The organism is Burkholderia stagnalis (genome assembly GCF_039848545.1).
Lineage (GTDB): Bacteria > Pseudomonadota > Gammaproteobacteria > Burkholderiales > Burkholderiaceae > Burkholderia > Burkholderia stagnalis.
The window spans coordinates 2,793,027-2,807,038 of sequence record NZ_CP156685.1 but is presented as its reverse complement, the minus strand read 5'-3'; the positions used below and the strand labels follow the sequence as shown (position 1 = coordinate 2,807,038).

Sequence of the window (14,012 nt, the reverse complement as noted above, 5' to 3'; positions counted from 1 at the left end):
ATGTCGTGCTTAATCGCTTAGTCAGCAGTCTGGAAAAATTCTTCTTCGGCCACCGCGCGATCGTGCTCGCGGCGATCGGGCTGTTCACCGCCGCGATGGCCGTGTTCGCGGTGCAGTTGCGCATGGATGCGGGCTTCGAGAAGCAGATGCCGATCGGCCACGAGTACATCCGCACGTTCCAGCAATACCGGAACGACCTGCTCGGCGCGAACCGGATCACCGTCGTCGTGAAGGCCCGCAAGGGGCCGATCTGGACCCAGGACGGGTTGACGCGCCTGTACAAGGTGACCCAGGCGGTGACGTACCTGCCGAACGTCGACCGGATCGGCGTGCGCTCGCTGTGGACGCCGAACGCGTTCGTCAACGAGATCACCGACGAAGGGTTTCGCGCGGAGCCGATCATCTCGGGCACGATCACGCCGGACCAACTGACGCCGGAGATCGTCGCGCAGATCCGCCGTGCGACGACGCTCGGCGGCTACGTCGGCACGCTCGTGTCGCACGGCGAGGACAGCGCGATGATCACGGCCGAGCTGAACGAGCGCGATCGCGCCGGCAAGGTGCTCGACTACGTCGCGTTCAACCGGTTGCTCGAGCAGCAGATCCGCCAGCCGTTCGAGGACGCGGGTTACGAGATCCAGATCATCGGCTTCGCGAAGCAGATCGGCGACATCGCCGACGGCGCGACCGGCGTGCTCGGCTTCTGCGGGATCGCTTTATTGCTCACCGCGCTCGCGGTCTACTGGTACTGCCATTCGCTGCGCTTCACGGTGCTGCTGATCGTCTGTTCGCTGACGTCTTTGGTCTGGCAGTTCGGCACGCTGAAGTTGCTCGGCTTCGGCCTCGATCCGCTCGCGGTGCTGGTGCCGTTCCTCGTGTTCGCGATCGGCGTATCGCACGGCGTGCAGCAGGTGAACTTCATCGTGCGCGAGATCTCGCACGGGCACAGCTCGTATGAAGCGGCGCGGCGCAGCTTCAGCGGCCTGCTGATCCCCGGCGTGCTCGCGCTGATCACCGCGTTCGTGTCGTTCATCACGCTGCTGCTGATTCCGATTCCGATGGTGCGCGAGCTCGCGATCACCGCGTCGCTGGGCGTCGCCTACAAGATCGTCACGAACCTGATCCTGCTGCCGGTCGCCGCATCCTGTTTCAACTTTTCGAAGGCCTATGCGGACAAGTCGCTGACGCGCGCGCAGCAGCGCGCGAAACCGCTGCGCGTGCTGGCGCGGGTGGCCGAGCCGAAGTACGCGGCGCTGACCGTGGCGCTGACGGTGGCGATCTTCGCGCTGGCCGCGTGGCAAAGCCGCGACCGCGTGATCGGCACGCTGCAGCCGGGGGCGCCGGAGCTGCGCGCGGACGCGCGCTTCAACCGCGACGCGACGTCGATCGCAGGCAATTACGACATGGGCCTCGACTGGCTTACGGTCGCGATCGAGTCGAGCGGCAAGGCGTGCGACAACCCGGCGGTCGGGCTGTATGAAGACGACTTCGTGGCGGCCATGCGCACCGAGCCGGGCGTCGTGTCGGTGCAGTCGTATTCGGGGATGCTGCGCACCTACAACCAGGGCTACAACGAGGATTACCCGAAGATGAACGTCGTGCCGATCGCGCCCGAGAACTACGGGGCCGTGTCGGTCGATGCCGGCCGCATCAAGGGCTTCATGAAAAGCGACTGCAGCATGACGGCCGTGCACCTGTTCCTGACCGATCACAAGGCGACGACGATCAACCGGATCCTCGACGACGTGAAGCAGTACCGTGCGTCGCATCCGTTCCCCGGCATCACGGTCCGCCTTGCCGCCGGCAACGCCGGCGTGCTCGCGGCGACCAACGACGAGGTGGAGAAGAGCGAGCTGCCGATGATGCTGTACGTGTACGCCGCGATCCTGATCCTCGTGTTCCTCGCGTATCGCGACTGGCGCGCGATGCTTGCGTGCTGCCTGCCGCTGTCGGTCGCGACCTTCATCGGCTACTGGTTCATGAAGGAGCTGCAGATCGGGCTGACCGTCGCGACGCTGCCGGTGATGGTGCTGGCGGTGGGCATCGGCGTCGATTACGCGTTCTACATCTACAACCGGCTGCAGGTGCACCTCGCGGGCGGGCAGACGATCGTGAAGGCGGTGCAGCACGCGATGCTCGAAGTGGGCGTGGCGACGATCTTCACGGCGATCACGCTGGCAATCGGCGTCGCGACGTGGAGCTTCTCGGCGCTGAAATTCCAGGCCGACATGGGCAAGCTGCTGGCGTTCATGTTCCTCGTCAACCTGCTGATGGCGATGACGGCATTGCCCGCGCTGGCCTCGGTGCTCGAGCGCTGGTTCCCGCGCCGCAAGCCGGCGCGCGCGCCGGGCTTGTTCAGCCATTGACGTCGCCGCCCACAGCTACTGAGGATTCCTCCATGAACAAGCCGCTTGTTACCTGTACCGCGCTTTGCGCCGCCGCGGCGGCATTCGCGCTCCTCCGTGGATCGGTCGGGGACCGGGCCGCGCCGGCCGGCATGACGCCGGCGCACGCCCCGCGTGCCGCCACGCACATCGTCGCCGTCGACGAACACGGTGTCGTGCTCGCGTCGGACGACGACGGCAAAACCTGGCGGCGGGCGCCGCGCGAGCAGGTGCCCGCGACGCTGCCGGCGGTTGCATTCGGCGATGCGAGGTCGGGCTTGGGCGGCTTGTTCACCCACTGACGCCCGCGAACACCACTACAGAGACCCAGCCATGATCAAGATTCTTGTTGCCTGTACCGCGCTTTGCGCTGCCGCGGCGGCGTTCGCGCAATCCCACGGAACGGTCGCGGACTGGACCGCGCGGCCCGCGCACGCGTGGGCCGCACCGGCCCGCATGATGCTGACGGACGCGACGCGCGCGGGCGCGCGCATCGTCGCCGTGGGCGAGCACGGCGTGATTCTGCTGTCGGACGACGACGGCAAGACCTGGCGGCAGTCGCGGCACGTGCCCGTGTCGGCGACGTTGTCGGCCGTCACCTTCGCCGACGCGCAGCACGGCTGGGCGGTCGGCCAGTGGGGCGTGATTCTCGCGACCGCCGACGGCGGCGAAACGTGGGAGAAGCAGCGCATCGACACGTCGGTCGACCAGCCGCTGTTCTCCGTGATCTTCACCAGCGCGCATGACGGGATCGCGGTCGGCCTGTGGTCGCTGGTACTGCAGACCCGCGACGGCGGCAAGACCTGGACGCGGACGACGCTGCCGAAGCCGCCGGGCGGCGGCAAGGCCGACCGCAACCTGTACCACATCTTCGCCGATCGACAGGGCGCGCTCTACGTGGTGTCGGAACTGGGGACCGTGCTCAAGTCGACCGACGGCGGCACGAACTGGAATTACCTGCAGACGGGCGGCAAAGGCTCGCTGTGGACGGGCGTGACGCTGCCCGACGGCCGGATCGTGGTGGGCGGGCTGCTCGGCAGCCTGTTCCAGAGCAGCGACGGCGGGGCGAGTTGGGCGCCGTTGAACCCGGAGACGAAGAGCTCGATCACCGATCTCGTCGCGACGGGGAACGGGCTGCTTGCGGTCGGGCTCGACGGGCTGGTGTTGAAGCAGCGCGCGAACGGCGCGTCGATCGAGGTCGTCCAGCGCGCGGATCGCGCGACGCTGACTGCCGCACTGGTCGATGCGGGCGGCAAGCCGCTGCTGTTTTCGCAGGATGGCGTGCTCGCATCGCCGTGAGCGGGGCGGCCGTTTCTGCATCGATGAATCAGTGATCCTGATAAAAAAGAGAGCAAGGAAAGACACGATGAAAATCGTTGGAACAAGGAAGCCGGATCGGAAGCGCACACCCGAGACGCAGGGCCGGCGTCAGGTCCTTCGTCTCGCGGCCATGGGCGCCGTGTCGCTGGCCGCGGGCGAGGTGTCGCTGGCGGCCGGCGACACGGCGGCGCTCGCGAGCCGCGGCGTGCTGGACGTCGTGATCATCGGCGCGGGACTGGCGGGGCTGACGGCCGCGCGCGACCTGAATCGCGCGGGGTGCGATTCGTTCGTCGTGCTGGAGGCGCGCAACCGGGTCGGCGGGCGAACCTTCAATCACGAACTGGGCCACGGCGTCGTGTCCGAGGCCGGCGGCCAGTGGATCGGCCCGGGCCAGACGGCGATCGCCGACCTGGCCCGCGAACTTGGGGTCGATACGTTTCCGACCTACTACGCGGGCAAGTCCGTGATCCTGGCAGGCGACGCGCGGGTCGCGCAGGATCTGCACGGCGGCACGGGCGGCGACGGCGCGATCGCCGCGAAGCTCGACGAACTGGCGCGCGGCGTGCCGTCCGGCGCGCCGTGGAATGCGCAGCGCGCGGCGGAGCTCGACAAGCTCACATACGGCGAATGGCTGGCGAAGCAAGGCGTGAAATACGAGGACGGGTACTTCATCGCGCTGGCCGCGAAGCTGTCGCTCGGCGGAGCACCGGCGCAGCTTGGCCTGCTGCACTACCTGTCGATGATCAACAGCGCCGACTGCAATTACGCCAAGCTCGAGTCGATAAAGGGCGGCGCACAGGAAACGCGTTTCGTTGGCGGCTCGCAGGTGCTCAGCACCAAAATGGCGCGCCAACTCGGCGGCAAGGTCAGGCTGTCGTGCCCCGTGCGCAGGATTTCCGGCTGGGATCGCGACGTCGTCGAGGTGCAGACCGACCAGGGTGTCGTGCGAGCGCGCCGCGTGATCGTCGCGCTGAATCCGGCCCTGTGCAACCAGATCGCGTTCGATCCGCCGCTGCCGGACGGGCGTTCGCAGTTGCAGAAACGCTGGCCCGCGAACGCGCCGATGCGCAAGACGGTGCACGTCTACGAGCGGCCGTTCTGGCGCGACGACGGCTACTGCGGACAGATCTTCCAGGTCGGCGGCCCGGTCTTCCTCGCCTACGACAACTCGCCGCCGGACGGTTCGGTCGGCGTGCTGAGCGCGTTCGTCGCGCCGGGGGCGCTGCCGAGCGAGCGCAACGCGGCGGAGCGGACGCTGTCGGCGATCTATGCAAAGGCGTTCGGCGACAAGGCGCTGCGCCCGACGCAATTCCACGACTTCGACTGGGGCCGTGTCGATCCGTGGACGCTGCAGTGCATCCATCCGATCCCGCCGGGCTTTTGGACGAAATGGGGCAAGTTCCTGCAGCCCGAGGTGGGCCGCCTGATCTGGTCGGGCACGGAGACCGCCGACATCTGGGCCGGCTCGATGGACGGCGCGGTGCGCTCCGGGCATCGCGCGGCGCTGCAGGCGCTCGGCAAGCTGGCACAACGCGGCGTGGGGGTGTAAATGAAGCGCGCAATGATCATTGGCGCTGTCGTTGCCATCGTGGGATTGGCCGGCGCGGGCGTGCTCTACGGGCGCGACATCCTGGACGGCATGCGTTTCGAAAAGGCGATGAGCCAGATCGGCGCAGCGGAGCAGGCCAACGGCGGCCCGTGGCCGCGGCCGCAGGAGACCTGCTTCTTTTGTCACGGCGCACGCGGCCAGTCGCTCAATGCATGGTATCCGGCGCTGTCCGGCCAGCCCGAGCCGTATCTGGCGGCCCAACTGCGAGCGTTCGCGTCGGAGCAGCGGCACAACCCGTATATGGGACCGCTTGCGAGGGATCTCGACGACGGGCAGGCCAGGACGCTGGCCGCCTATTTCGCGCGGCAGACTCCGACCCGCAACGAGGACGTTCCGGCCGATGCGGCGCTCGCGCAGCGCGGCAAGGCGCTGGTCGAGGCGAGGAGCTGCCAGGCGTGTCACGGCGCGACGCTGATGGGCAGGGATCAGGCGCCGCGCCTTGCGGGCCAGGGGGAGATTTACCTCGCGACCCAGCTCGCCACGTTCAAGACGGGCGAACGCAAGGACCCGGCCGGCGCGATGAATGGCGTGGCCGCGACGCTGTCGGGCGACGACATCCGGGCCGTGGCGCACTACCTGGCCAGCGTGTCGCCCGGGCAGGGTGACGTCGCGGCCCGCTAGGGGCAATTCCGAGGCCCCCGGCGCGCGTTCGCCAAGATACGGACGCCGGGGAGGACATGGCCGCGCGCGACGTGCGGCCGGGGCAATGGCGACCGGAGCGCCGACGGCCGCGGGCGCGGCCGCGTTCCGGGTTCGCCCGAAGGAGGGCATCAGAATGAGTGCAGTGCCGGAAACGTACCGCCCGCTCGGCGGATGGGTGGAAGCGCCGGACGATCCGCAGCCGCCGCTCGACGGCGAGGTCAACGCGGACGCGATCGTTGTCGGCGCCGGCTTCGCGGGCCTGTCCACCGCGCTGGAGCTTGCCGCGCGCGGCGCGCGCGTGGTCGTCCTCGAACGCGAGTTCGCGGGCTTCGGCGCGAGCGGGCGCAACGCGGGTTACCTTGCCGGCGGGCAGGGGCTCGAATACGAGCTGTTCGTCAAGCGCGTGGGACGCGAGCGGGCGAAGCAGATCGTCCGCTTCTACGACGAAGGGGTCACCTACGTCGAACGCAAGCTCGGCGAATACGGGATCGAGTGCGACTACCTGGCGACGGGCATTATCCGCGCCGGCGTGCATGCGTCGCAGGAGAAGCGGCTGCGCGCGAGCATGGCGACCGGCCTCGAACTCGGTTCGCCGGCGACGTTCCTCGATGATGCCGCGATGCGCGCGCGCGGCATCCCGCGGGCGTTCCTGTTCGGCTTCCACATGCCGCACGGCGGCACGCTCAACCCCGGCAAGTACGTGATGGGGCTGCGGCGCGCGGCGCTGCGCGCGGGCGTGAAGATTTACGAAAATTCCGCGCTGCTGTCGTATACCGAAGGCGCGGTCGTCAAGGCTCACACCGCGCGGGGCAGCGCGAGCGCGCCGTTCGTCGTGTTCGCCACCAACGCGTATACGCCGCAGCTCGGCCTGCTCGGCGACAAGGTGATGCCGATGCGGGTATCGGCGATCGAGACCGAGCCGCTGTCCGCGGCGCAGCTGGCGGCGCTCGGCTGGCCGGGGCGCGAAGGCATCGTAACCTCGCACCTGACGATGGAAAGCCATCGCCTGACGGTGCGCAACACGCTCGTGCTGACGACGAAGCGGATCCACTACGTCTACGGTTCGCAGACGCCGAACGTGCCCGACCACGACGCGTATCGCGCGCTCGAGGATACGCTCGGCGCCCGTTTTCCCGAACTGGGCAGCGTGGCGGTGCGCGCGTGCTGGAGCGGCTATATCAGCCTGGCCGGCGATGCGTTGCCGGTGGTGGGCGAAACCGGCGCACACGGGAACATCCTCTACACCGCCGGGTGTTCGGGGCATGGCGTCGCGACCCAGTCGCTGGTCGGGGAACTGCTGGCCGAGCGGATCCAGGGCGCCGAGCATCCGCTGCTCGCGGCATTGCGCCACAAGACGCCTGCGACGCTGCCCGAGCCGTTGCGATGGTGCGCGATCAACGGGGTGCTGGGCGTGGCGAACATGCTCGACGGCCGGGTGAACCGCAAGGTGCGCGACGCGGCTGCGCGCAGCCGATGACGCGATTGCGAGCGTGCTGCGGGCCGGCGCCCGGCGCGTCGACACGCAGGCCAATCACGCGCCAGGGCACGCCGACCGGGTGTAAGGGGTTTGTTGGAAAATGCGTGAGGCATCGGGTATAGTCATCGGCGCTTCGGCGAAGCGCCGGTGCGATGACTACCATGAGGCCGTAGCGCCTACACGATGACGGAAAGCGATGACAGTGCCAATTGAGCAGCGCAACAGCAGGAAACGGCGCACGTCGAGCGCAGCGCCCGCGGCAGAGGGCACCGACGGCTTGCGAGCCCAGGGCCTGCGCACGCGCAACAAGATCGTCCGCGTCGCGCGAAAACTCCTGCTCGAAGGCGGCGCCCTCGATTTCTCGCAGCGCGCGGTCGCCGCTGCGGCGGGGATCAGCGTCAGCAATCTCCAGTACTACTTCCCGACGCGGCTGGCCGTGTTGCGGGCGGTGATCGAGCCGGCCATCGGGATGTATCTGAACGACCTGACGCGCGCGCTGGAAAGCGACGCGTCGCCGCGCGAGATGCTCGACGCGCTCATGGAACGGGCGCTGCGCGACGCGAAGGATGCCCAGTACAGGGCGCTGTGGGCGCACTTCTTCTCGTTCGCGGCGATCGACGAAGAGTGCCGCCGGCTGGTCGACGATTGGTATGCGACGCTCACGCGCGAACTCGCGCAACTCGTGCGTACCGTCAATCCGGAACACAGTGAGGCCGACAGCGAGCACGTCGCCACGCTGCTGATCTCGATGGCCGACGGGTTGGCCTTTCAGGCCGGCGTCGGGCGGCATGCGCCGGCGCTCGACGCGAAATTCATGGAGACCGCCCGTTACATCGTGTATGGGAAGTCGTCGAACGGCGCCGGCAGCTAACCGCCGACGGCAGAAACACCGGGGCAGCATCCGCAAGAGACAGGGGAATCCCCTGTCTTTTTTTTCGTCCATGGGCAGGTCGATCGGAATTCACAAAATGAATACCATCCGATTCATCAAATAAATTTCAAAAATGGCTGCGCGCTCGCTATGCTGGATCAATCTGATTCCGCGAGCATGCGATGGCTGAACTCTATCTGGTACGGCACGGGCAGGCGTCGTTCGGCACCGACGACTACGACCGCCTTTCCGAGCGCGGCGAGCAGCAGGGCGTCTGGCTCGGCGAATACTTCGCGCGGCAGGGCATCGCGTTCGACCGCGTGACGTGCGGCACGCAGCACCGGCATGCGCAGACGGTCGACGCGATCCTGCGCGGCATGGGCCGCGACGACGTGCGCTACGACCGGCACCCGGGGCTGAACGAATACGACTTCCACGGGCTCTTTGCCGCGGCCGCCGACGAATTTCCGGAGATTGCGCGGCTCGCGGCCGGCACGATGAAGGAACACTTCCGCGCGCTGCGGCAGGTGCTGCAGCTGTGGTCGGAGGACCGGCTGAGCGGCGCGGTGCCCGAGACCTGGGCGCAGTTCCAGCAGCGCGTCGCCGACGCGCGCGCCGCGCTCCGGCAGGGCGACGCGCAGCGCGTGCTGGTGGTGAGCTCGGGCGGCCCGATCGCGGTCACCACGCAACAGGTGCTGGCGGCGCCGGCATCGAGCGCGATCGCGCTGAACCTGCAGATCCGCAACAGCAGCATTTCGCAGTATTTCTTCAACGCCGACGCGTTCCATCTGGCGTCGTTCAACGGCATCCCGCATCTCGAGGATCCGGAACGGCGCGCATACCGAACCTACGGCTGACCCACGACCGATCGCGACGATGACGAACACCCCCCAGCAACTCGATATCGCCAGGCTGACCCAGTATCTGGAACAGCACATCCCCGGTTTCGAAGGGCCGGTCGACGCGGAGAAATTCGCCGGCGGCCAGTCGAACCCGACCTTCCTGCTGAACGCGAAGAGCGGCCGCTACGTGCTGCGCCGGCAGCCGCCGGGCGAACTGCTGAAGTCCGCGCACGCGGTCGACCGCGAGTTCCGCGTGCTGACCGCGCTGTCGGGCAGCGCGGTGCCGGTCGCGCGCCCGTACCACCTGTGCGAGGACCGCGACGTGATCGGCAGCATGTTCTACGTGATGAGCTTCGAGGACGGGCGGATCTTCTGGAATCCGGCATTGACGGAGCTGCCGAAGCCGGACCGCGCGGTGTGCCACGACGCGGTGCTGCAGACGATGGCGGCGCTGCACGACGTCGACGTCGACGCGGTGGGCCTCGGCGATTTCGGCCGGCCCGGCAACTATTTCGAGCGGCAGATCGGCGTGTGGACGAAGCAATACCGCGCGGCCGAAACCGAGCGGCTCGACGCGATGGAAACGCTGATCGACTGGCTGCCGAAAGCGTGCCCGCCCGATACGGGCCGGCCGTCGCTCGTGCACGGCGACTTCCGGCTCGACAACCTGATGTTCGAGCGCGACAGCTTCCGCGTGAAGGCCGTGCTCGACTGGGAACTGTCGACGCTCGGCAACCCGCTCGCCGATCTTGCGTACTACTGCATGTGCCTGCGCCTGCCGTCCGACGGCCACGTGCCGGGGCTCGCCGGCCAGGATCGCGCGGCGCTCGGCGTGCCGGACGAAGCGCAGATCGTCGCGCGCTATTGCGAGCTGCGCGGGATCGAACCGATCCGCGACTGGCACTTCTATCTCGCGTTCAGCTTCTTCCGGCTCGCCGCGATCGCGCAGGGCGTGAAGGCGCGCGCGCTGCAGGGCAATGCATCGAACACGGCGGCGCTGCGCGTCGGCAACATGGCGGGCCCGCTCGCCGAGGAAGCCGTGCGCGTGATCGACGCGCACCGCTGAACACGCGCGGCAGCACATGCCGACAACATTCAATGGAGGAGCGAAGCATGGCAACGAATCTGTTTGACCTGACGGGCAAGATCGCGCTGGTGACCGGCGCGAGCCGCGGCATCGGCGAGGAAATCGCGAAGCTGCTCGCGGAGCAGGGCGCGCACGTGATCGTGTCGAGCCGCAAGATCGGCGACTGCCAGGCGGTGGCCGACGAGATCGTCGCGGCGGGCGGCAAGGCCGAGGCGCTCGCATGCCACGTCGGGCGCATGGAGGACATCGCGGCCGCGTTCGAGCACATCCGCGGCAAGCACGGGCGCCTCGACATCCTCGTCAACAACGCGGCCGCGAATCCGTATTTCGGCCATATCCTCGATACCGATCTGCAGGCGTACGACAAGACGGTCGAAGTGAACATCCGCGGCTATTTCTTCATGTCGGTCGAGGCCGGCAGGCTGATGCGGGAGCACGGCGGCGGCGCGATCGTCAACACGGCGTCGGTGAACGCGCTGCAGCCGGGCGACCGGCAGGGCATCTACTCGATCACGAAGGCCGCGGTCGTCAACATGACGCGCGCGTTCGCGAAGGAATGCGGGCCGCTCGGCATTCGCGTGAACGCGCTGCTGCCGGGCCTCACGAAGACCAAGTTCGCGGGCGCGCTGTTCGAGGACGAGCAAATCTACGCGAGCTGGAAGGCGAAGATCCCGCTGCGCCGTCACGCGGAGCCGCGCGAAATGGCCGGCACGGTGCTGTATCTCGTGTCGGACGCGTCGAGCTACACGAACGGCGAATGCATCGTCGTCGACGGCGGCCTGACGATCTGATCCCGCACGCCGGCGGCCGGCAGCCCGGTCAACCGCTGTTGCATCCCATTCAAGGAAGATCCACATGAACTTCGAATACTCGCCCAAAGTCAAGGAAATGCAGGCCCGCCTGCTGGCCTTCTTCGATCGCCACATCTACCCGAACGAGCACCGCCTCGAGGCGGAGGTGGAGGCGAATCGCCGCGCGGGCAATGCGTGGGTGCCGACCACAGTGATCGAGGAACTGAAGCCGCTGGCGCGCGAAGCGGGCCTGTGGAACCTGTTCCTGCCGCGTTCGTCGCGCGCGCCGGAAGGCCTGTCGAACCTCGAATACGCGCCACTTTGCGAGATCATGGGCCGCGTGTCCTGGGCCGCAGAAGTGTTCAATTGCTCCGCGCCGGACACCGGCAACATGGAGACGCTCGAACGCTATGCGTCCGAGGCGCTGAAGGATCGCTGGCTCGAGCCGCTGCTGCGCGGCGAGATCCGCTCTGCATTCCTGATGACCGAGCCGGCCGTGGCGTCGTCGGATGCGACCAATATCGAATGCCGCATCGAGCGCCAGGGCGACGAGTACGTGATCAACGGCCGCAAGTGGTGGTCGTCGGGCGCTGGCGACCCGCGCTGCGCGGTGTACATCGTGATGGGCAAGACCGACCCGGACGCGGGCCGCCACGAGCAGCAATCGATGATCGTGGTGCCGGCCGACACGCCGGGCATCACCGTGCTGCGCCACCTGCCGGTGTTCGGTTACGACGATGCGCCGCACGGCCACATGGAAATCGACCTGAAGGACGTGCGCGTGCCCGTGTCGAACATCCTGCTCGGCGAGGGCCGCGGCTTCGAGATCGCGCAGGGCCGTCTCGGGCCGGGCCGCATCCACCACTGCATGCGCAGCATCGGCATCGCCGAGCGCGCGCTGGAACTGATGTGCCGGCGCCTGAGCTCGCGCGTCGCATTCGGCAAGCCGCTCGCGCAGCACAGCGTGTGGCACGAGCGCATCGCCGAAGCGCGCTGCATGATCGAGCAGGCCCGCCTGCTGACGCTGAAAGCCGCGTACATGATGGACACCGTCGGCAACAAGGTCGCGAAGGCCGAGATCGCGATGATCAAGGTGGTCGCGCCTAACATCGCGTGCCAGATCATCGACTGGGCGATCCAGGCGCACGGCGGCGCCGGCGTGTCGAGCGACTTCCCGCTGGCGCAGGCGTATGCGCACCAGCGCACGCTGCGCTTTGCCGACGGCCCGGACGAAGTGCACCGCGCGGCGATCGCCAAGCTCGAGCTCGCGAAGCACCTGCACCGGCTGGCCGACGCGGCCGAGATGCCGGTCACGCGCGGCGCGTAACGCCGGGGCATGCCTGCACGCGCCGCCCCCGTCCGCCGTGGACATGCGGGCGGCGCGCGCCTTAAGATGCCGGCAAGGAGACCGGCGATGCGCTTAACGAAGATTGATCTGAATCTGTTCGTCGTATTCGAGGCGATCTACAACAAGCGCAACCTGACGCGCGCGGCAGAGCTGCTGAGCATCACGCAGCCGGCCGTCAGCAACGCGCTCGCGCGGCTGCGCAAGACGCTGAACGATCCGCTGTTCGTGAGCACGCCAGCGGGAATGGTGCCGACGCCGATGGCGGAGAACATCGTCGGCCGGGTGCGCGAGGCGCTGCAACTGCTCGATGCCAGCGCGCACGAAGGGGACGTGTTCGATCCCGCGTCGTCCGAGCGCGTGTTCCGGCTGAGCATGAGCGACCTGACCGAGGCGCTGCTGATGCCGGCGCTCGGCGAACTGCTGCAGCAGCATGCGCCCCGCATGCAGGTGCGCAGCTACTACATGGACCGCCGCGAGCTGCCGACCGCGCTCGCGAACGGCTCCGTCGACATCGCGATCGATTCGGCGCTGATCGGCGATCCGAACCTGCACCAGGCGCTGCTCGTGCGCGACCGCTATGCGTGCATGATCCGCCGCGATCATCCTTTCAAGGGCGACGTGCTGACGCTGGACGACTATCTCGCGATGGGGCATATCCACGTATCGAGCCGCCGCAAGGGCAGCGGCCACGTCGATGCGGAGCTCGCGCGTCTCGGCCAGCGCCGCAACATCCAGATGCGGGTGCAGCACTACATGGTCGCGCCGCTGATCGCGATGCGCGGCGATCTCGCGCTGACCGCGCCGCTCAGGCTGCTGCGCAGCTACCCGGCGCGCGTGCTCGAACTGCCGTTCGAATTGCCGGATCTCGAATACTGCTGCTACTGGCACCGCAGCGCGGATCGCGACCACGCGAACCAGTGGCTGCGCGAGCAGTTGATGCAGTTGATGCGCGACCTGATCGCCTGAATCGCCTGAATCGTCGGAACCGGTGCGCGGCCGTCACTACCGCATCTTCAACGTCACGTCGGCGTTCGGCGTCGCGCCGACTTTCTCGAGGGCAGCGACCGCCGCACCGTTGCCTTGCAGGATCGCGTTCTGCAGCGCGGTGCGGCCGAGCGCATCGACGTGATCGGGATTCGCGCCGTGCGCGACGAGCGCCGGCAGCATGTCGAGCCGGCCGAACAGCGCCGCGAACGCCAAGGCCGTCTGGCCCGCATTGTTGGTCTGGTCGATCGGGCAGTGCGCATCGATCAGCCGCTTCGCGATTGCGCTTTCTCCCTTGAACAACGCACCCATCAACGCGGTGTTGCCGTGCCGGTCGCCGAGGCACGGGTTCGCGCCGGCGCGCAGCAGGTAGTCGAGCGCTTGAGGCTGGTCACGGTATGCAGTGAGGATGATCGCGGTATAGCCTTCGGGCGTTTTCGCGTCGACCGGATAATGCGCGTCGACGAGCGCCTGCAGGATGTCGATGCGGCCCAGGCGCGCGGCGTCGAACCACGCGTCGTCGTAGCGGCGCGGGTCGGCTTGCGCGACGTCGTGCGGGATGGCCGCGGGCGGCGCGGTGTGCGCGCATGCAGCGAGGAATGCCACGCTCGCGAGCACGAGCAGGCGGAAGAGGGCGGTTCGGAATCGATGGTTCAT

13 protein-coding genes are annotated in these 14,012 nt (G+C 67.9%); 12 read left to right on the top strand and 1 reads right to left on the bottom strand.

Translation table 11 applies throughout. The features are described from left to right. Window positions 1-5: 5 nt before the first annotated feature. The 12 genes from ABFO07_RS12940 (at window position 6) to ABFO07_RS12885 (ending at window position 13,337) form a co-directional block, all read left to right on the top strand. Window positions 6-2,366: an efflux RND transporter permease subunit gene (locus ABFO07_RS12940; protein ID WP_322226490.1), complete on the top strand. Its 2,361-nt coding sequence runs from the start codon at window positions 6-8 to the stop codon at window positions 2,364-2,366. A gap of 32 nt (window positions 2,367-2,398) precedes the next feature. Next, window positions 2,399-2,686, top strand: coding sequence for a hypothetical protein (locus ABFO07_RS12935; RefSeq protein WP_060028217.1), 288 nt, complete (start codon window positions 2,399-2,401; stop codon window positions 2,684-2,686). A gap of 31 nt (window positions 2,687-2,717) precedes the next feature. Further along, complete coding sequence (locus tag ABFO07_RS12930; RefSeq protein ID WP_347467451.1) at window positions 2,718-3,683, top strand: WD40/YVTN/BNR-like repeat-containing protein; 966 nt, start codon at window positions 2,718-2,720, stop codon at window positions 3,681-3,683. Between the two features lie 151 nt (window positions 3,684-3,834). After that, a complete protein-coding gene (locus ABFO07_RS12925; RefSeq protein WP_124490104.1) occupies window positions 3,835-5,253 on the top strand; it encodes a flavin monoamine oxidase family protein in 1,419 nt (472 codons plus the stop codon). Continuing rightward, window positions 5,254-5,934, top strand: a complete 681-nt coding sequence (locus ABFO07_RS12920) for a c-type cytochrome (protein ID WP_347467449.1) — start codon at window positions 5,254-5,256, stop codon at window positions 5,932-5,934. Between the two features lie 154 nt (window positions 5,935-6,088). Beyond that, window positions 6,089-7,432, top strand: coding sequence for an NAD(P)/FAD-dependent oxidoreductase (locus ABFO07_RS12915; RefSeq protein ID WP_347467447.1), 1,344 nt, complete (start codon window positions 6,089-6,091; stop codon window positions 7,430-7,432). Between the two features lie 196 nt (window positions 7,433-7,628). Then, on the top strand, window positions 7,629-8,303 hold the full coding sequence (locus ABFO07_RS12910) for a TetR/AcrR family transcriptional regulator (RefSeq protein WP_059566877.1): 675 nt from the start codon (window positions 7,629-7,631) through the stop codon (window positions 8,301-8,303). A 182-nt stretch (window positions 8,304-8,485) separates the two neighbouring features. Continuing rightward, on the top strand, window positions 8,486-9,160 hold the full coding sequence (locus ABFO07_RS12905) for a histidine phosphatase family protein (protein WP_059995429.1): 675 nt from the start codon (window positions 8,486-8,488) through the stop codon (window positions 9,158-9,160). 19 nt (window positions 9,161-9,179) lie between these two features. Next, on the top strand, window positions 9,180-10,211 hold the full coding sequence (locus ABFO07_RS12900) for a phosphotransferase family protein (RefSeq protein WP_059989233.1): 1,032 nt from the start codon (window positions 9,180-9,182) through the stop codon (window positions 10,209-10,211). Between the two features lie 47 nt (window positions 10,212-10,258). Continuing rightward, window positions 10,259-11,023 (top strand): SDR family oxidoreductase, encoded by a 765-nt coding sequence (locus ABFO07_RS12895; protein ID WP_059566880.1) that lies wholly within the window; start codon window positions 10,259-10,261, stop codon window positions 11,021-11,023. 64 nt (window positions 11,024-11,087) lie between these two features. Next, window positions 11,088-12,350, top strand: a complete 1,263-nt coding sequence (locus tag ABFO07_RS12890; RefSeq protein ID WP_347467445.1) for an acyl-CoA dehydrogenase family protein — start codon at window positions 11,088-11,090, stop codon at window positions 12,348-12,350. An 87-nt stretch (window positions 12,351-12,437) separates the two neighbouring features. Next, window positions 12,438-13,337 (top strand): LysR family transcriptional regulator, encoded by a 900-nt coding sequence (locus ABFO07_RS12885; RefSeq protein WP_059995433.1) that lies wholly within the window; start codon window positions 12,438-12,440, stop codon window positions 13,335-13,337. Window positions 13,338-13,373: 36 nt separating this feature from the next. On the opposite strand, the gene ABFO07_RS12880 is transcribed toward ABFO07_RS12885, so the two are convergent. Continuing rightward, entirely contained in the window at window positions 13,374-14,012 is a 639-nt protein-coding gene (locus ABFO07_RS12880) for an ankyrin repeat domain-containing protein (protein WP_347467443.1), read from the bottom strand.